The organism is Kitasatospora purpeofusca, from assembly GCF_042691725.1.
In the GTDB taxonomy this organism is placed as follows: domain Bacteria; phylum Actinomycetota; class Actinomycetes; order Streptomycetales; family Streptomycetaceae; genus Kitasatospora; species Kitasatospora purpeofusca_B.
Genome location: NZ_CP170483.1, coordinates 6,701,994 through 6,720,580, shown reverse-complemented (window position 1 = coordinate 6,720,580; position 18,587 = coordinate 6,701,994). Strand labels below are relative to the sequence as shown.

Here is an 18,587-nt window from a genome sequence, read left to right as displayed (position 1 = left end):
AGGGGCGGTCTCCGTGTCCGCCCCGCTCAGAGGCGGCGGAACATCACGTGCTGGCCGACGTAGCCGTGGTCGGGGTGGTCGAAGACGCCCGGGACGGTGCCGATCACCTCGAAGCCGAGGGACTTCCAGAGGTGGACGGCGGGCTCGTTGGTTTCGACGACGGCGTTGAACTGGATGCCGCGGAAGCCCTGCTCGCGGTGCCACTGGACGACGTACTCGCCGAGGGCGCGGCCGACGCCGCGGCCCCGGTGGGCCGGGTCGACCAGGAAGGCGGCCGTGCCGATGTGGGCGCCGCGGCCCGGCTTGTTGGGGCCCATCTTCGCCGAGCCGACGATCCGGCCGTCCAGCACGGCCACCACCGTGCGGCCCGGCGGTTGCTCCATCCACCAGGGCTTCGCCTCGTCGAGGGTCTGCCGCTCGGGGAAGGCGTACGTCCGGCCCTCGGCCATGATCGCGCTGTAGAAGGGGTAGATGCTCGGCCAGTCCTCGTCGGAGGCGATGCGGATCTCCATTCGGGACAGGGTACGCACGAGGCCCCGGAGTGGGTACGCGTTTTTGTCGCGCTGTCGCGGCACCGCACTCAGCGGAGCCCCGACCCTTCCCCTGGCCCCTCCCCCGGGCGCGCCAGCAGGTCCGCCGCCGTGTCGGCGATCAGCTCGGGCGCCTGCCCGACGAACAGGGTGGCGCCCCGCTCGTCCGGTTCGAGCGGTTCCAGGGTGGCCAGCTGCGAGGTGAGCAGCGACTGCGGCATGAAGTGGCCCGCGCGGCGGCCGATCCGCTCGGCCAGCAGGTCGTGGCCGGCCGTCAGGTGCAGGAAGACGGCGTCGGGGCAGGCCGCCCGCAGGATGTCGCGGTAGCGGCGCTTCAGCGCGGAGCAGGCGACCACGCAGCCGGCGCCCTCCGCCTCGCGCTCGTGCAGCCAGCGGCCGACCGACTCCAGCCAGGGCCGGCGCACCGCGTCGTCGAGCGGCCGGCCTGCCGCCATCCGGGCGATGTCGGCCGGACGGTGGAAGTCGTCCGCGTCCGCGAAGGGGGCGTCCAGCCGTTCGGCGAGCAGGCGGGCCACCGTGGTCTTGCCGGTGCCGGAGACCCCGATGACCACGACGCACGGGGCCCGCCGCCCGCTGCCGGGGTCCGTCGAGCTGTCGGGGCCTGTCGAGCTGCCGTCCTCCATCGCCGCGCGCCTACGGGTACCGCGGGGCCGGTCCCTCCGAGCCGGCCGGATACTCCTCCAGCGGCACGAGGTCCCGCTCCCAGGCGGAGAGCACCGGTTCGAGGACCCGCCACGCCTCCTCGGACTCGTCGCCGCGGATCGACAGCGCCGGATCGCCGGTCAGGACGTCCAGCAGCAGCCGACCGTAGGCGGGCAGCTCCGCGGGGTCCATCCGCGCGGTCAGCGAGAGCGGGGCCAGTTCCTGGGCCCGGGCGCCGACGCCGGTGAGGTCGAGGGCCAGCCCCTCCGGTTCGAGCTCGAAGCGCAGCACGTTGGGCCGGGCCTTGCCGCCCTGGCCGAACGGCAGGTGGGGCACCGGGCGGAAGCGCACCGCGACCTCCTTGCGATCCACCCCGAGGGCCTTGCCGCTGCGCAGGCGGAACCTCGTCCCGGCCCAGCGCCAGCCCTCCAACTCCAGTTCCACCTCGGCAAAGGTCTCCGTCCGGCGCCGCGGGTCGACGCCCTCCTCGTCGGCGTACGCGGGGACGGCGCGGTCGCCGATCCTCCCCGGCAGGTAGCGGGCGCGGCGGGTGCGGTGCAGCACGTCGTTCTCGGTCAGCGGCCGCACGGACCGCAGGACGTCCACCTTGCGGTTGCGCAGGTCGCGCTCGCCGAGGGAGATCGGCGGCTCCATGGCGACCAGGCAGAGCAGTTGCAGCAGGTGGTTCTGGATCATGTCCTTGAGCGCGCCGACGTGGTCGTAGTAGCCGGCCCGGCCCTCCAGCGCGAGGGTCTCGTCCCAGACGATGTCGATCTCGGCGATGTGGGTGCTGTTCCAGATCGGCTCCAGCACCCGGTTGGCCAGCCGGCTGCCGAGGACGTTCTGGACGGTCGTCATGGCGAGGAAGTGGTCGACCCGGAACACCGCCTGCTCCGGCACCAGGTCGGCGATCAGCCGGTTCAGCTCCTGGGCGCTGGCGAGGTCCTCGCCGAACGGCTTCTCCAGCACGATCCGGCTGCCCGCCGGCAGGGCGGCCCGGTGCAGGGCGGAGACCACGGCGGGGAACAGCGCCGGGGGCAGCGCCAGGTAGACGGCGACCGGTCCGTCCCCGGCGACGACGGCGGCGACGTCGGCGGGGTCGGTGACGTCGGCCCGCAGGTACCGGGCCGAGGCCGTGACCTGCGCCCTGGCATCGGCGGGGCAGCCCTCGGCGTGGCGGTCGAGCTGCTCGGCGGCCCACGCCCGGTACCGCTCGGTGGACCAGTCCTCCCGGCTCGCGCCGGTCAGGCTCAGCCGCTCGCCGAGGTGCCCGCCCGCCCGCAGCTCGGCCAGCGCCGGCAGCAGGAAGCGCGCGGTGAGGTCGCCCGTGGCGCCGAAGACGGCGAGCCGCTCGATCACCGCCGCACCCCCGCCCGCGCCCGCGCCAGGTTCACTCCGCTGGCGGCGATCCCGATGTGGCTGAACGCCTGGGGGAAGTTGCCCATGAACTCTCCTGTGGACGGGTCGATCTGCTCCGACATCAGCCCCAGCGGGCTCGCCCGGGAGCACAGCGAGGCGTACAGCTCCTCGGCCTCCTCCGTCCGGCCCTGGCCGATGAGGTTGTCGACCAGCCAGAAGCTGCACAACACGAACGCGCCCTCGTCGCCGGCCAGGCCGTCGGGCGACTCCTCGTGCAGGTAGCGGTAGAGCAGCCCGCCCCCGGCGGACAGCCGCTCGGCGACGGCCGCGGCGGTCGCCACCATCCGCGGGTGGTCGATCGGCACCACGTGGCGCAGCGGGAGCGCGAGCAGGCTGGCGTCCAGGACGCCGCCGCCGTCCAGGTGGGCGCTGAGGGTGTTGGCGCGCTCGTCCCAGGACTGCTCCAGGATGAGCCGGCGCAGGTGGTCGGCCGAGGCGCGCCACCGGGCGGTCCTGATCGGCAGGCCGAGCCGCTCGCCGATCTGCGCGGCCCGGTCCAGGGCGACCTGGCAGAGCCCGGCGGAGTAGGTGAAGACCCGGCCCTCGCTGCGCACCTCCCAGATGCCCTGGTCGGGCTCGCGCCAGGCCTCCTCGGCGGCGTCGGCGAGGGTGGCCAGGCCGGCCCACAGGGCGGGCTGGATCTCGCCGCCGGCGCGCACCCACTGGTCGGCGCAGTCCAGGATCTCGCCGTAGACGTCGTGCTGGCGCTGGTCGGCCGCGCCGTTGCCCCAGCGCACGGGGGCGGAGCGCTGGTAGCCCTCCAGTTCGCCGTCCTCCGTCTCGTCCGGCACGGGGCCGCCGCGCAGGTCGTACATGATGCGGGGCCGGCCGCTGTCCTCGAAGGCGTCGAGCACCCAGCCGAGGAAGGCGTCGGCCTCGCCGCGGAAGCCGATGCGGCGCAGCGCGAAGACGGCGAACGCGGCGTCGCGGATCCAGGTGTAGCGGTAGTCCCAGTTGCGGATGCCGCCGATCGGTGCGGGCAGCGAGGAGGTGGGCGCCGCGACCAGGGAGCCGTTGGCCCAGTCGTCGCACAGCTTCAGGGTGATGGCGGCGCGCCTGACCAGGGGTTCCTGGGGGCCGCCGTAGTCGAAGTGGCGCATCCAGCGCCGCCAGGCGACGGCGGTGCCGGTCAGCATGGCTTCGGTGTCGACCCGGTGGTGGCGGTGGACGCGGCCCCAGGAGAGCACCAGGTCGAGCCGGTCGCCCTGGCGCAGGTCGTGGGTGGTGTGCAGGCCGTCGAGGGGGCGGTTGGAGCGCAGGTGCAGCCGCAGGCCCGGGCGCCGGGACGGGAGCACCTCCAGTCCGCTGAACAGCGCCCGGGTGCGGGCGCCGCCGCGCGGCTCCAGTTCCGCCCGCAGGCGGACGTGCCCGTCCAGCACCACGGCGGAGCGCACGAGTTCGGAGCGGTCGGCGGGGGCGCTGTCGGTGAGGTCGGCGCCGGAGCGCAGCGCCAGCGCGTCGGTGACGCGCACCAGGCCGGTGCGCGAGCGCAGTTCGGTGACCAGGACGCCGGTGTCCGGCTCGTAGCGCTGCCGGGCCTCGACGAGGTCCTCCGGCGCGAGGGTGAAGTGCCCGCCCCGGGTGTGGTCGAGCAGGGCGCAGAAGAGGGGTTCGGCGTCGAACCGGGGCAGGCAGAGCCAGGGGATGGAGCCGTCCAGGCCGACCAGGGCGGCGGTGGTGCCGTCCCCGATGAGGCCGAGGTCCTCCAGTGGCAGGTAGCCCTGCCGCCGCAGGACCGGCCGGAAGGGGGGATCGGGGTCGTGCATGCCGCCTCGCTTCCGCAGTGCCGAGGGGAGGGGGGACGGGGGGACGGGGGGACGGGGGGACGGGGGACGTCCTGCGGCCGGGAGGCGATCAGCACCGCCTCGTGGCCGGGCGTGCGGGCCGGCCGCCCGGGCTGCTCCTCCCACCGTCGCCGCAACCGTGCCCGAGCGCGACCCGGCCGCCGCGGCGGCGGTGCGTTCCGGTGAAATCCGCGGGCCGCCCGGGGCCGCCGTTCCCTCGCCGGTCGGGGCCGTGGGGCCGCCTGCTAGCGTCGGAGCGCTTTCAGCGGACGACGGACGACGGAGGGTGCTGTGGAGGACACTGGCGCGGTGCGGGCCTACATCGGGTCGTTCACCTCGGCGGGCGGGCGCGGGATCGTCGTGGCGGCGGTGGACCCGGACACGGGGGAGCTGACCGAGACCGGCGCCGTCGACGCCGCGCCGAACCCGTCCTACCTCGCCCTCGGCCAGGCGGAGGGCGGCCCGGTGCTCTACGCCGTCTCGGAGACGCTGCCGGGGGCGGTCGCCGCCTACGACCTCTCCGGTCCGCTGCCCCGTCCGCTCGGCGCGCCCGTGCCGGTGCGCGGCGACGAGCCCACCCACCTCTCCCTCGCCCAGGGCCACCTGCTGACCGCCAACTACGGCTCGGGCAGCGTCACCGTGCTGCCGCTCGCCGCCGACGGCGTCCCGCAGGCCCCGAGCGGCGTGCTGCGCAGCGAGGGCGGCGGGCCGCACCCGGAGCGCCAACTCGCCCCGCACGCCCACCAGGTGCTTCCCGACCCGTCCGGCCGCTGGGTGCTCGGCGTCGACCTCGGCACCGACGCGGTGCGGATCTGCGTCCTGGACCCGGCGACCGGTGGGCTGACCCTGCACGGGCAGACCGCGCTGCCGCCCGGCACCGGCCCTCGGCACCTCGCCTTCCACCCCTCCGGGCGCCACGCGTACGTGCTCGGCGAGCTGCGCCCGACCGTGACCGTGTGCCGGTGGGACGCGGCGACCGGGGTGCTCGAACCGGTCGGCGAGGCGCCGCTGTTCGCCGACGGCCCCGAGGGCCTGCTCCTCCCCTCGGCGCCGGTGGTCTCCCCCGACGGCCGGTACCTGTGGGTGGCGGTGCGCGGCGCCGACACCGTCGCCGTGCTCGCGCTCGACCCGGACGGCGAGCGGGTGCGGGCGGTGGGATCGGTGCCGTGCGGCGGCGAGTGGCCGCGCGACCTGGTCCTCGACCCCTCGGGCCGCCGCCTCTACGCGGCGAACGAGCGCTCGGGGGACGTCACCTGGTTCGACGTCGACGGCGCGACGGGCCTGCCCCGCCGGGCGGGCTCGCTGGCCGTCCCGGCGGCGTCCACCGTCCTCTTCGGCTGACGGCCCGGCCCGTCGGACGTCAGGCGTCGGACGTCGGGAGCTCCGGACGCCGGACGCCGGGAGCGCCGGCGCTCCCCGTCCGCCGCGGAGGTCCGCGGGCAGGGCCTCAGGGCGTGCCCGCCTCCTCCGCCGGCGCCAGGGCGCCGAGCAGCCGCAGGCGGGGGACCGCCAGGCGGTGGTTCACCGCGACCGCCGTCGCGCCGTCGGCGTGCCGCCAGCGCAGCAGGGCGGCGCGGTCCTCGACCGAACCCGCCGACACCTCGGGCGCCCCGGCCGCCGGGAGCCGGCCGCTGATCTTGATGTCCAGGCCGAACTGCTCCGTCCAGAAGTACGGGTCGGGCCGGTAGGGCCGGGCCGCCTCGCCGTGCAGCAGGGCGGCCGCGGCGGCCCGGCCCTGCTCCACGGCGTTGGTCCAGTGCGGGGTCCGGCGGGTGCGGCCGTCGGGGGTGCGGCGGGCCACCACGTCCCCCGCGGCCACGATCCCCGGGGCCACCAGGCAGCGCCCGTCGGCCACCACGCCGCCGTCCAGCGGCAGGCCGGAGCCGACGAGCCACTCGACGTTGGGCAGGTCGCCGACCGCCGTGACGACCACATCGGCCTGCACGGTCTCCCCCGCCTCCCCGGTCTCCCGCCCGAGGCGCACGGCGTGCGGGCCGAGCGGGGTGACGCCCTCGGGCGCGAGCCGGAAGGCCACGCCCCGCTCGCGCGCGGCGGCGACCACGAAGGCGGCGAGCCAGTCGCCCAGCAGGCGGGCGAGCGGCGGATCGCGGTCGATCACGGTGACGTCGAGTCCGAGGCCGCGGCAGGTCGAGGCGAGCTCCATGCCGAGGAACCCGGCCCCCACCACGGCGACGCTGCGCGCCCCGGCCAGCCGCGCGGTCAGCAGCTCGACGTCGTCCAGGGTGCGCACGACCAGCTCCCCCGCGCCACCGAGCCGGCGGGCGCGGGCGCCGCTGGCGATGACCAGGCCGTCGTACGGGACCTGCGCGCCGTCGGCGAGGGTCACGACCCGGCGCGCGGGGTCCAGCGAGTCCGCCCGGGCGCCGGTGCGCAGCTCGACGCCCTCCCCGGGCTCCGGCAGCAGCACCGCGTCCCGCAGCGCGTCGCCCGAGCGCAGTCCCTTGGACAGCGGCACCCGGGAGTAGGGAGGATGGGCCTCCTCCGACAGCAGGACGAGGGAGCCGTCGAAGCCCTCGGCCCGCAGGCTCCCGGCGGCGGTGAGGGCGGCGATCGACCCGCCGACGACGACGATCCGCCTCATCGCGCGACCTCCGCGGTGCGCCCGGTGTCCGGCGTCAGACCAACTGCGACCACAGCGCACGCTCCTCGTCATTCAGGGGGACGGGGGGGAGCAGCCGTTCCGGATGTCCCGGCGGCGGGCCCGTGAGGGCGGGCTCCGAATACTCCTCGGCAGGGGGGAGGAGTACCACTCCGAGTCCCATGGACCCCCAGCAGACCGCGAGCGCGGACCAGCCCGGTGCAGCACGCATGATTCTTCGCCCGACGCCCGACCAGAATGTCCCGTGCATCACTTTTCCTCCGCCTTCGCTGCTTCCCCCCGCCGTCCGCGGCACCCTGGCGCACCGCTCTTAAGCTCGCATTAAACGACCGGTCGCCCGGTCAGCCCGGTCGCGTCGCGGCCGGAGCCCGCCGCCGGCCGCGAACCCCGCCGGCGGCGGTCGCGATGTGCGCGCACCGTGGCCGGGGCGTGAAGGCATAAGGCGCCGACAAACTTTATGCGGACGCAGGGTTCGTGAGCGAAGGAAACAGCGCGGAGAATACCGGGAACGCGATCCGTGAAGTCGGTATGAATGAGCGGAATCGTAAATTCCGTGTGACTCCTGCCGAAGAGCCGTTCCGGAGCCGCCGGGCGAACTAGAATGCGGAACACCGCCCTTCGGTCAGCCCGGCGCCCAGCGCAATTCCGGACATGTCCGCCGAAACAGAGGAGACCGGAAGTCGTGTCGGCAACAGTGAGCTCCCCTGTCTGCGCCCGGCAGCCGTCCACCACCCACTCCCCCGCCTTCCGGGCGCTCGTCGCCGGCCTCGACGCGCTCGCCGACGGCTCCGGCTCCGCCGCCGAGCTGCGGGGCGACCCCGGCTCCGGGAAGACCTGGCTGCTGTCCGCGCTCGCCGACGAGGCCCGGCGCCGGGGCATCAGGGTGCTCCGGGGCTGCGCGACCGAGTACCAGTCCGCCAGTCCGTACCACCTCGTCGCGGACGCCTTCGCCAACCCGCTGGGCGACCGGTCGGGGGCGCCGTCCGCGGCCGACCCCGCCGCCCTGGTCCGCACCCTCGCCCACGGGCCGTTCAACGGCCCGGACATCGCCGCCGCCCCCCGGACCGACCGGGGCTGCGAGTTCCTGCGGGCGGTGAACGGCCTGCTGCGCGACTGGTCCCAGGACGGCCTGCTGCTGATCATGGACAACGTGCACTGGGCGGACCCCGACTCCCTGAAGGTCCTCGACTACCTCCTGCGCCAGCGCATCACCATCCCGCTGTACCTGGTGGTCGCCCAGCGCCCCCGGCAGGCCGCGCCCCGGCTGCGCGGCACGCTCGCCCAGGGGGTGGAGCAGCGGACCGTCCGACGGATCGAGCTCGCCCCGCTGACCCTGCGGCAGTCCGCCGCCCTGGTCGGCATGGAGCCGGACGCCCCGCTGCTGCGCCGCCTGCACCGGGAGAGCGACGGGGTCCCGCTCTACCTCGGCGCGCTCGCCCGGGTCGCGGCCCGGGCGGGCCTCACCGCGCAGTCCGCGCCCGACGGGCCCATCCCGGTGAAGGCCGTGCCCGAGGAGCTGGCCGCCCGGCTGCTCAGCGAGACCGGCGCCCTGGCCCCCGACGAGCTGCTCGTCCTCCAGGCCTGCGCGGTCGTCGGCAGCCCGGTCGACAGCCGGGTGGTCTCCCAGGTGGCCGGCCTCGACGACCAGCGGACCTGCGAGATCCTCGACACGCTGAACGCCCGGGACCTGCTGCGCGCCACGGACGAGGACGCGCCGAGCCTGGTCTTCCGCCACCCCCTGCTCCGGCGCGCGGTGTACGACGACCTCGCCCCCTGCTCCCGGATCAAGGCCCACCGCCGGGCCGCCGGCGCGCGGGCCGTCCTCGGCGCCCCGGACCACGAGGTGGCCCGGGACGTCGAGCGCTTCGCCTCGCAGCCGCTGCCGGAGCAGGCCGCGCTCCTGCACCGCGCCGCGCACCAGGTGCTGGCCACCGACCCGGCGACCGCCGTCCGCTGGCTGCGGCTCGCCCTGCAGGGCCTGCCGACCGGCCCCGAGCGCGGCCAGGTGCTGCTGACCCTGGCCACCGCGCTGGCCTCGACGGGCGCACTGGCCGAGAGCGACGAGATCCTCCTCGAACTGCTGGACGCGGAGCGCGCCGCCCCGGCCGGCCTGCGCAGCGCCGCCGTCGGACTCGGCGCCCGGATCAGGGCGGCCCTCGGCCACTACGTGGAGGCCCGCTCCGTCCTCGCCGCCGGGACGGACGCCGACCCGCTGCGGGCGTCGGACGGCGACGGCGGGGAGCACGTCGCCGTCCTGCTGCTCCAGGGGTTCATCGACCTGCTCGCCGGGCGGCCGCCGGCCCGCGAGGAGGTCGACGAGGCGCTGCGGCTGGCCCCGCGGACGGCCGACCCGGCGAACCTGGCCGGCGCGTACGCGATGGACGCCCTGCACGCGGCGCTGACCGGCGACGCCTCCCGGGCCGCCGCCGCGGCCGACCTCGCCGCCGCGGCCGTCGACCGGCTGGGCGCCAACGCCGGGGGCCACCCCGAGTACCTGGCCGCCGTCGGCTGGAGCGAACTGCTCCTCGGCCGCCCGGCCTCCGCCGAGCGGCACCTGGCCCGCGGCGAGGCCGCCCTGCGGGCCACCGGCCAGGGCTACCTGCGGCCGGTCTTCCTGCTCGGCCTGACCTTCGGCCGGATCGGGCTCGCCCGGCTCGACGAGGCCCGCGACACCGCGGCCGCCGCCGAGGCCGCCGTCACCGAGTCGGGCCTGGAGTGCGGCCTGGCCAAGACCGTCGCCTCGGTCAGCGGCGTGCTGGGCGCCCTGACGCACCGGCCCGGCGGCCCGGCCGCCCCGCTCGTCTCGCAGAACGGCCACTGGAGCACCCTGGCCCGCCTCTGGCTCGCCGAGGCGGCCCAGCTCGCCGGCGACCACCAGCTCGGCCTGAACCTGCTCAGCCCGGTCGCGACCGACCCCGCGCTGCCCCAGCTGCCGCCGCCGGTCCGCCCCCGCGCCCACGAACTGCTCGCCGGCGCCTCGGCGTTCCGCGGGCAGCCGGCCGCCGTCTGGGCCCTGCAGGCCGCCACCGCGGCCGCGGCCGGACCGGCCCACGACCGGGCGTTCGCGCTCGCCGCCGAGGCCCACCTGGCGCGGCAGAACGGCGCGTCCGGACGGGCCGCCGCCCTCTACGAGGAGGCGGCCGGCCTGCTGGAGCCGACCGAGGCCCTCTGGGCCCGGGCCTGGACCCTGGCGAACGCCGCCACCTGCCTGGCGGAGTCGGACGGGGCCTGGCGGGCCGAGCCGCTGCGGGCGAGAGCCGAGGCGATCACCGGTCGCGCGGTCGTCCCGGAGCCGGTCGCCGTGCCGCGGATCCTCGGTGCGCCGCTGTCCCACCGGCCGGGCGGGGAGCCGGCCCGCCAGGCCGGCAGCGGGGCGGCGCTGTCGGTGCTGACCGACCGGGAGCGCGAGGTCGCGACGATCGCCGGCGCCGGGCTGCGCAGCCGGGAGGTCGCGGAGCGGCTGCACCTGAGCCCGCGGACGGTCGACGTCCACCTGAACCGGATCTACCGCAAGCTCAACATCACCTCGCGCAGCGCGCTGGTGCGCCTGATGGCGGAGCGGAGCTGACCCGACCGTCGTCGGGGGGCGGGGCGACGACCCGGTCGCGCCCCGCCCCCGGCGTGCGCCCGTCCCCGTCCGGGCACCCTCTCCGGATTGTCATGACCATCCGTCAGATCGGCCGTTAAGGCCCGATTTAGAACCGGCGGCCAGAGTGCGGCAACGGACTGTCGGCACCGTCGGGACGACTCTGCCGAGGCCGTTCTCACGAACCGGTCATGCGCACGAGGAGACGGAACCTTGCAGACCCCGAACGATCAGGTCGCCCTCACCCACGCGAGCGCGCGGGCCGCCGGCCGCGGCCCGCGCACCGCGCCGCGGCCCGCGGCGCTGCTCTCCGCCGCCGTGCTGCTGATCGGCCCCGCCGCGGCGGCCTGCGGCTCGGAGGCGGGCACCGACTCCGGCTCCGGCCCCGCCGTCGCGGGCGGCACCCTCAGGTACGCCGTCGAGACCGAGCCGTCCTGCATCGACCCGCAGGTGAGCCCGCTGGACGTGGCCGCCCTGATCGACCGCAACATCTTCGACTCCCTGGTCGAGCTGGCCCCGGACGGCACCATCAAGCCCTGGCTGGCCGAGCGTTGGGAGATCTCCGACGACCGCACGGCGTACACCTTCCACCTCAGATCCGGGGTCACCTTCCACGACGGCACGGTGCTGGACGCCGCCGCCGTCAAGGCCACCCTCGACCACGCCGTCGACCCGAAGACCAAGTCGCAGTACGCGGTCGGCCTCATCGGCCCCTACGCGGGGTCGGACGTCGTCGACCCCTCGACCGTGCGGGTGCGCCTGTCCCGCCCGTACACGCCGATCCTCCAGGCGCTCAGCACCGCCTACCTGGGCATCCAGTCCCCGGAGTCGCTCAAGCGGGACAACACCGAGGTGTGCGGCAGCCCGGTCGGCTCGGGCCCGTTCAGCTTCGCGGGCTGGACGAAGAAGCAGCGCATCGACCTCACCCGCAACGACAAGTACGCCTGGGGGCCGTCCTCCGCGAAGCACACCGGCGCGGCCTACCTGGACGCCATCAGCATCCAGTTCATCCAGGAGGACTCCGTCCGCGTCGGCTCGCTGACCAGCGGCCAGCTCGACGCCGTCGGCGGGATCTCGCCCTCCCGGGTCGCCGCGCTGAAGGCCAACAACAAGCTCCAGTACCTCAAGGCCGAGGCGCCCGGCGGCGTCTACGCCGTGCACCTCAACAGCAACCGCGGGCCGCTCGCCGACCAGCGGGTGCGCACCGCCCTGCAGCGCTCGATCAACCTGGACCAGCTCGTCTCCAGCGTCTACTTCGACCAGTACAGCCGCGCCTGGAGCCCGCTCAGCCCGACCACCCCCGGCTACGCCAAGGCCCTGGAGAACACCTGGCGCCACGACCCGCAGCTGGCCGACCGGCTGCTGGACGAGGCCGGCTGGAACGCCAAGGACGCAGACGGCTACCGGGTGAAGGACGGCAAGCGGCTGACCCTGGCCTGGCCGTTCGGCGCGCAGCTGCTGCGCGAGCAGCGCGACACCCTCGCCCAGGGCATCACCGCCGACGCCAAGAAGGTCGGCATCGAGATCAACCGGGAGGGCCTGGACACCGGCAGCTACACCAAGCGCGTGATGGCCGCCGACGCCGACCTCTGGGACGCGAGCACCGTCCGCGCCGAGCCCGACATCCTGCGCACCCTCTTCGACTCCGAGCAGCTGCCGGCCAAGGGCGGCATGAACGTCCTGAAGGTGAACGACCCGCAGCTCGACGAGTGGCTGCGGCACGCCGCCGGCTCGCCGTTCGGGGACGCCCGCGACGCCGAGTACGTCCAGGTGCAGAAGTACGCCGTCGAGCAGGGCCTGGTGATCCCGGTGTACACCCCCAGCTACCTGCTCGGGGCCTCGAAGAGCCTGCACGGTCTGAGCTTCGAGCCCACCGGCTACCCGCTGTTCTACGACGTGTCGAAGGGCAAGGGCGCGTGACAGGCACCCTCCGGTGGCTGGCGCGCCGGCTGGCGCTGTCGGTCCTGGTGCTGCTGGGCGCCGCCACCGTCTCGTTCGGCGCCCTCCAGCTGGCACCCGGCGATCCGGTCCAGATCGTCCTGGGGGGAACGGCCGCCACCCCGGCGGCCGTCGCCCAGGTCCGGGCCGATCTCGGCCTGGACGACCCGCTGGCCGTGCGGTACGGCGACTTCCTCGGCCACCTGGTGCGCGGGGACCTCGGCCACTCCTTCCAGCTCAACGCCGACGTCTCCGACGTGATCCTCGACCAGCTCTGGCCGACGGCGCAGCTGGCGCTGGCCGGCTTCGCGATCGCCCTGGGCCTGGCGCTGGCGCTGGCCCTGTCGACGGCGGGGCGGCGCCCGCGGCTGCGGTTCCTCTCCTCCACCGTCGAGCTGGTGCTCAGCTCCAGCCCGAGCTTCTGGATCGGGGTGCTGCTGCTGACGGTCTTCTCCTTCCAGTGGCAGCTGTTCCCCGCGACCGGCGGCGACGGGCCCGACGGCCTGGTGCTCCCCGCGGTCACGCTGGCGGTCGGCATGGTCGGGCCGTTCACCCAGGTGCTGCGCGAGGGCATGGAGGGCGTGCTGCGCGAGCCGTTCGCGCTCAGCGCGCTGGCCCGGGGCACCGACCGGTCGGCGGTCCTGACCCGGCACGCGCTGCGGCACGCGCTGATCCCGCTGGTGACGCTCTCCGGGTGGGCCGTCGGCACGCTGCTCAGCGGCGCGGTGGTGATCGAGACCGTGTTCACCCGGCAGGGGCTCGGCCGGGTGATGGCCTCGGCCATCTCCGGCCGGGACCTCCCCGTGGTGACCGGGGTGGTCGTCGTCTCGGCCGTCGCCTTCGTCCTGATCAACCTCGTCGTCGACTGGCTCTACCAGGTCGTCGACCCCCGACTGAAAGAGGCACACCTGTGACCGCCCGCATCCTCCACGCGGACCTGGTGCTCCCCGACCCCGCCGACCAGGGCATCGCCGACGGCGCGGTCCTGGTGCTCGACGGCCGGATCGAACTCGTCGGGACGTACGGCGAGGTGCACCGCCGGACCGCTCCGCAGACGCCCGTGCACCACTTCCCCGGGGCGACGATCCTGCCCGGGCTGATCGACTGCCACGTCCACCTGTCGATGAGCGGCGAGGGCGACGCGGTCGCCACCCTGGACGCCTCCGACGACCGGAGCCTGCTGCTGGCCATGGCCGGACGCGCCCAGGAACTGCTGAACGCCGGGGTGACCACGGTGCGCGACCTCGGCGACCGGGGCGGCCTCGCGTTCGCCCTGCGCGACGCGATCGCCGCCGGGCGGCTGCCGGGCCCGCGCATCCTGGCCGCCGGCGCGCCCGTCACCGTCACCGGCGGCCACTGCTGGTACCTCGGCGGCCAGGCCGACGGGGTGGACGAGATCCGGGCGGTGGTGCGGCGCAACGTGCAGAACGGCGCGGACGTCATCAAGGTGATGGCGACCGGCGGCGGCCTCACCCCGGACGGACCGGCGCCGTGGGTGGCGCAGTACACCGACGAGGAGGTCCGGGCGGCCGTCGAGGAGGCGCGCCGGTTCGGGCGCCCGGTCGCCGCCCACGTGCACGGCTCGGACGGGGTCCGGATCGCGCTGGAGGCCGGGGTCGACACCCTGGAGCACTGCACGTTCATCCCGCCGCCGGGCAGCGCCCGCGGGCCGGACGACGCCGCCGCCGAGCTGATCAAGAAGATCGCGGCCGAGGGGGCGTCGGTCTGTCCGACCTTCAGCGCGGTGCTCGGCGAGACCATCAAGCGCATCGGCGAGAGCGGCGTGCGGCCCTGGCTCGACCTGGTCCGCCACCAGCACGAGCAGGGCGTCCGGCTGCTGGCCGGGACCGACGCGGGCATCCCCGGCTCGGGCTTCGGCCAGTACGTCGACGGTCTGGAGTGGTTCGCCCGGGCCGGCCTGGACAACGGCGCCATCCTGACCGCCGCGACCTCGGCGGCCGCCGACGCCCTGGGCATCGGCCACCGCACCGGCCGGCTGCGCAGCGGCCTGGAGGCCGACCTGCTGGTCGTCGACGGGGACCCGCGCACCGAGCTGGCCGCGCTGCGCCGCGCCCTGCTGGTCCTCGCCCGGGGGCGGGCGTTGCGGCCCCGCGGCGAGTTCGGCGGCCTGCGGTGAGCGCGCTCTCCGCCCTCCGGCCCGCCGGGCCCGCCCGCGCCGCCCTGCGCCGCCGGCCGCGCGCGGTCGCCCTCGCCTGGGCCGTGCTGGCCCTGCTGGCGGTGGCCGCGCTCTGGCCCGGCCTGCTGGCCCATCAGGCCCCGGACGCGGTCAGCCCGCTGGAGGCGCTGGAGGGACCGAGCGGCCGGCACCTGCTCGGCACCGACCAGCTCGGCCAGGACCTCTACAGCCGGATCGTCCACGGCGCCCGGTCCTCGCTGGCCATCGGCCTGGGCGCCACCGGCCTCGCGCTCGTCGCCGGCACCCTGCTGGGCGTGCTCGCCGCCGCCGGCGGCCGGGTCCTCGACGAGGCGATCATGCGGGTGACCGACATCCTGCTGGCCTTCCCCGGCCTTCTGCTGGCCCTGCTGGTGGTGGCGATGCTCGGCCCGGGCACCGGGAACGCCGTCCTGGCGATCGGCTGCTCGCTGACCCCCGGCTTCACCCGGCTCGCCCGCGGCCAGGCGCTGGTCATCCGCGACTCCGGCTACGTCCAGGCGGCCACCGTGCTGGGCCGCCGCCGCGGCTGGATCTACCTGCGCCACCTGCTGCCCAACGCCGTCCCGCCGCTGCTGGTGTTCGCCACCGTCGGCGTCGGCAGCGCGATCATCGCGGGCTCCTCGCTGAGCTTCCTCGGCCTCGGGCCGAAGCCGCCCACCCCCGAGTGGGGCGCGATGCTCGCGCAGAGCCGGGACCTCCTGGACCTCGCCTGGGAGCCGGCGGTCCTGCCGGGCGTGGCCGTCACCGTCACGGTCCTCACCATCAACGTCGTCGGCCGCGACCTGCGCCGCCGTTTCGAAGGGCGGAACCCCGGTGCCCGAGACTGACACCCCCGTCCCGCTGCTCACCGTCGAGGGGCTCCGGGTCACCTTCCCCGCGCCCGGGGGCCCGGTCACGGCGGTCCACGACATCGGCTTCACCCTCGCCGCGGGCGAGTGCCTGGCGATCGTCGGGGAGTCGGGCTCGGGCAAGACCGTCACCGCCCGCTCGCTGCTCGGCCTGGCCGGGCCGACCGCCACCGTCACCGCGGAGCGGCTGGAGCTGGCCGGCACCGACCTGCGGGCGCTGTCCGAGCGCGCGTGGCAGGGCGTGCGCGGCGGGCGGATCGGACTGGTGCTCCAGGACGCGCTGGTCTCGCTCGACCCGCTGCGGCGGGTCGGCCACGAGGTCGCCGAGGCGCTGCGCAACCACCGGCCCGGGCCGCGCCGCGCGCGCTGGGACAGCGCGGTGGCCCTGCTGGAGGACGTCGGGCTGCCCGAGGCCCCGCGGCGGGCCCGGCAGTACTCCCACCAGCTGTCCGGCGGCCAGCGCCAGCGGGCGCTGATCGCCTCGGCCCTGGCGGCCGGACCGGAGGTGCTGATCGCCGACGAGCCGACCACCGCGCTGGACGTCACCGTGCAGGCGCGCATCCTGGACCTGCTGGCCGCCCGGAAGCGGGCCGGCACCGCGGTGCTGCTGATCAGCCACGACCTCGCGGTGGTGGCCCGGCTGGCGGACCGGGTGGCGGTGGTCCACGCCGGGCGGGTCGTCGAGCAGGGCCCCACCGGCGAGGTGCTGCGCTCCCCCGCCCACCCGTACACCCGGCGGCTGCTGGCGGCCGTGCCCACCGCCGGCACCCGGGGCCACCGGCTCGCCGGGCCCGCGCGGCCGGAGGACGCCGCCGCGCCGGGGACCGGCGGCGGGCTCGGGCCGACGGACGCGGCGGACGGCTGCCACTACGCCCCGCTGTGCCCGGTCGCGGCCGACGGGTGCCGGGCCGAGCGGCCCGCGCCGGTCGGGGTCGGCCCCGGGCACACCGCCCGCTGCCTGCGCGTCGACGCCCCCTGGAAGCCGTCGCCGGCCGTCCACCGGGCCCCGGCCGCGGCGGCCGGCGCCCCGGTCCTGGAGGTGTCCGGCCTCGTCAAGGCCTTCCGGACGACCGGCCGCGGCCGGCACACCGCCGTACGGGACGTCTCGTTCGTGCTGCACGAGGGCGAGACCCTCGGCGTGGTCGGCGAGTCGGGCTCCGGCAAGACCACGGTCGCCCGGATCGCCATGGGCCTGCTGGACCCGGACGCGGGCGCGGTGCGGCTGCTCGGCGAGCCGTGGTCCGGCCGCCCGGAGGCCGCGCGCCGGGAGCGGCGGCGCTGGATCCAGCTCGTCCAGCAGGATCCGCTGGGCTCCTTCGACCCGCGCTGGACGGTGCGGCGGATCGTCGGGGAGGCCCTGCCGGCCCAGGACCGCCGCCGGCGCACCGCCGAGCTGCTGGACCTGGTGGGGCTGGAGCAGGCCCTGCTGGAGCGCCGTCCGCCGGAGCTGTCCGGCGGTCAGCGCCAGCGGGTGGCGATCGCCCGCGCGCTGGCGCCCGGCCCGAGGATCCTGGTCTGCGACGAGCCGGTGTCGGCGCTGGACGTGTCGGTCCAGGCCCAGATCCTGGACCTCTTCGGCGACCTCCAGGAGCGCCTGGGGCTGTCGCTGCTCTTCATCTCGCACGACCTCGGCGTGGTCAACCACCTGAGCGACCGGGTGCTGGTGATGCGTGACGGCGAGGTGGTGGAGAGCGGCCCGGCCGACGAGGTCCTCCACCGGCCCTCGCACGCCTACACCCGGTCGCTGCTCGCCGCGCTGCCCAGGGCGGAGGACGCCTGGAACCCTCCGACGGCCTCCCCCGCCCCCACGACCCCCACCTCCGACGGCCCCCGGGCCGCCGGCGTCCCCTCCCACCCGATGAACGGAACCTCCCTTGTCTGACGCCTCCTTCAAGCTGTCCGTCCTCGACATCACCCCGGTGCCGACCGGCTCGACCCCCGCGGACGCGATCCGCAACTCCGTCGACCTGGCGAAGCACGCCGACCGCCTGGGCTACCACCGCTACTGGGTCGCCGAGCACCACAACACCACCGGCGAGGCGAGCTCCGCCCCCGCCGTGCTGGTCGGGCAGATCGCGGCCGCCACCAGCTCGATCCGGGTCGGGGCCGGCGGGGTCATGCTGCCCAACCACTCCTCCCTGGTGGTCGCCGAGCAGTTCGGCGTCCTGGAGGCCCTGCACCCGGGCCGGATCGACCTCGGCATCGGCCGCGCCCCCGTCGACCCGCTCACCGCGCAGGCGCTGGAGCGCCCCGCCGGGGCGCAGAGCGGCTCGCTGTTCCCCCGCCAGCTCGCCGACCTGATCGGCTACTTCGACGCCGAGAGCGGTGCGAACCCGGTCACCGCGGTGCCCGCCTCGGCGGCCAACCACCCGCCGCTGTGGATCCTCGGCAGCAGCCCGTCCAGCGCCCAGCTCGCCGCCGCCCTGGGCCTGCCGTACGCCTTCGCCAACCACCTCAACGGCGACGCGTGCATCCCCTCGCTGGAGCTGTACCGCCGGCAGTTCAAGCCCTCCGCCGTGCTGGAGCGCCCGTACGCGATCGTCACCGCCATGATGGTGGCCGCCGACACCGACGCCGAGGCCGAGCGGCTCTGGGGCACCCTCGGGCTGGCCGCGATCAAGATGCGCAAGGGCTACCTCGGCCCCTACTCCAGCCCGGAGGAGGCCGCCGCGTACCCGTACACGCCGCTGGAGCGCGAGTTCCTCGCCTCCCGGCTGGCCCGCCACCTGGTCGGCGGCCCGGAGGCGGTGCGCCGCAAGACGGAGGACTTCGTCGCCCGCACCGGCGCCGACGAGCTGATGGCGTTCAGCCTGGTCCACGACCACACCGCCCGGGTGCGCTCGCACGCGGTGCTCGCCGAGGCCTTCGGCCTCGCGGGGGCCGCCCGGCCGGCCCTCACGCACGCGGGCTGACCAGGCCGATCCCGGCCGGGCGCAGCAGCGGATGCTAAGCCCGGCTTTAGCGGCGGGGCCGAATCTGATCAGGGGAGCGGGCGACGGCATGCGATGCCCTCGTGCCATCGC

Annotated in this window: 14 protein-coding genes; 8 read left to right on the top strand and 6 right to left on the bottom strand. The window is 76.0% G+C overall.

Annotation, left to right across the window (positions count from 1 at the left end; translation table 11 throughout):
* Window positions 1-26: 26 nt before the first annotated feature.
* From ACFCLZ_RS28885 to ACFCLZ_RS28870, 4 genes are all read right to left on the bottom strand, one after another.
* A complete protein-coding gene (locus tag ACFCLZ_RS28885) occupies window positions 27-512 on the bottom strand; it encodes a GNAT family N-acetyltransferase (protein ID WP_380280680.1) in 486 nt (161 codons plus the stop codon).
* A gap of 68 nt (window positions 513-580) precedes the next feature.
* Window positions 581-1,174: a gluconokinase gene (locus ACFCLZ_RS28880; protein WP_380280679.1), complete on the bottom strand. Its 594-nt coding sequence runs from the start codon at window positions 1,172-1,174 to the stop codon at window positions 581-583.
* Between the two features lie 10 nt (window positions 1,175-1,184).
* A complete protein-coding gene (locus tag ACFCLZ_RS28875) occupies window positions 1,185-2,552 on the bottom strand; it encodes a glucose-6-phosphate dehydrogenase (RefSeq protein WP_380280677.1) in 1,368 nt (455 codons plus the stop codon).
* Window positions 2,549-4,378: a glycoside hydrolase family 15 protein gene (locus tag ACFCLZ_RS28870; RefSeq protein WP_380280676.1), complete on the bottom strand. Its 1,830-nt coding sequence runs from the start codon at window positions 4,376-4,378 to the stop codon at window positions 2,549-2,551. Before ACFCLZ_RS28870 ends, ACFCLZ_RS28875 begins: the two co-directional genes overlap by 4 nt.
* Window positions 4,379-4,687: 309 nt before the next feature.
* Between ACFCLZ_RS28870 and ACFCLZ_RS28865 the strand changes: the two genes are divergently transcribed.
* Window positions 4,688-5,737, top strand: coding sequence for a lactonase family protein (locus tag ACFCLZ_RS28865; protein WP_380280675.1), 1,050 nt, complete (start codon window positions 4,688-4,690; stop codon window positions 5,735-5,737).
* 106 nt (window positions 5,738-5,843) lie between these two features.
* Here the strand turns inward: ACFCLZ_RS28865 and ACFCLZ_RS28860 are convergent, their stop codons facing one another.
* Together ACFCLZ_RS28860 and ACFCLZ_RS28855 are read right to left on the bottom strand one after the other, a co-directional pair.
* Window positions 5,844-6,998 carry an NAD(P)/FAD-dependent oxidoreductase gene (locus ACFCLZ_RS28860; protein ID WP_380280674.1) on the bottom strand — a complete coding sequence of 385 codons (1,155 nt, stop codon included), beginning with the start codon at window positions 6,996-6,998 and terminating at the stop codon, window positions 5,844-5,846.
* Between the two features lie 34 nt (window positions 6,999-7,032).
* The gene (locus ACFCLZ_RS28855; protein WP_380286314.1) at window positions 7,033-7,227 is read right to left on the bottom strand and encodes a DUF6059 family protein; all 195 of its coding nucleotides are present in this window, start codon (window positions 7,225-7,227) and stop codon (window positions 7,033-7,035) included.
* A 471-nt stretch (window positions 7,228-7,698) separates the two neighbouring features.
* On the opposite strand from ACFCLZ_RS28855, the gene ACFCLZ_RS28850 reads away from it, so the two are divergent.
* The 7 genes from ACFCLZ_RS28850 to ACFCLZ_RS28820 all read left to right on the top strand — a co-directional run bounded on the left by ACFCLZ_RS28850 (window position 7,699) and on the right by ACFCLZ_RS28820 (window position 18,476).
* On the top strand, window positions 7,699-10,584 hold the full coding sequence (locus ACFCLZ_RS28850; RefSeq protein WP_380280672.1) for an ATP-binding protein: 2,886 nt from the start codon (window positions 7,699-7,701) through the stop codon (window positions 10,582-10,584).
* A gap of 231 nt (window positions 10,585-10,815) precedes the next feature.
* The gene (locus tag ACFCLZ_RS28845; RefSeq protein WP_380280670.1) at window positions 10,816-12,522 is read left to right on the top strand and encodes an ABC transporter substrate-binding protein; all 1,707 of its coding nucleotides are present in this window, start codon (window positions 10,816-10,818) and stop codon (window positions 12,520-12,522) included.
* Window positions 12,519-13,454: an ABC transporter permease gene (locus ACFCLZ_RS28840; RefSeq protein ID WP_380280668.1), complete on the top strand. Its 936-nt coding sequence runs from the start codon at window positions 12,519-12,521 to the stop codon at window positions 13,452-13,454. Before ACFCLZ_RS28845 ends, ACFCLZ_RS28840 begins: the two co-directional genes overlap by 4 nt.
* The gene (locus ACFCLZ_RS28835) at window positions 13,451-14,677 is read left to right on the top strand and encodes an amidohydrolase family protein (protein WP_380280666.1); all 1,227 of its coding nucleotides are present in this window, start codon (window positions 13,451-13,453) and stop codon (window positions 14,675-14,677) included. Before ACFCLZ_RS28840 ends, ACFCLZ_RS28835 begins: the two co-directional genes overlap by 4 nt.
* Window positions 14,674-15,543, top strand: a complete 870-nt coding sequence (locus ACFCLZ_RS28830; RefSeq protein WP_380280664.1) for an ABC transporter permease — start codon at window positions 14,674-14,676, stop codon at window positions 15,541-15,543. The genes ACFCLZ_RS28835 and ACFCLZ_RS28830 overlap by 4 nt, the downstream gene beginning before the upstream one ends.
* Window positions 15,530-17,446, top strand: a complete 1,917-nt coding sequence (locus tag ACFCLZ_RS28825) for a dipeptide ABC transporter ATP-binding protein (RefSeq protein WP_380280662.1) — start codon at window positions 15,530-15,532, stop codon at window positions 17,444-17,446. The genes ACFCLZ_RS28830 and ACFCLZ_RS28825 overlap by 14 nt, the downstream gene beginning before the upstream one ends.
* Window positions 17,439-18,476 (top strand): LLM class flavin-dependent oxidoreductase, encoded by a 1,038-nt coding sequence (locus tag ACFCLZ_RS28820; RefSeq protein WP_380280661.1) that lies wholly within the window; start codon window positions 17,439-17,441, stop codon window positions 18,474-18,476. Before ACFCLZ_RS28825 ends, ACFCLZ_RS28820 begins: the two co-directional genes overlap by 8 nt.
* Window positions 18,477-18,587: the final 111 nt, after the last annotated feature.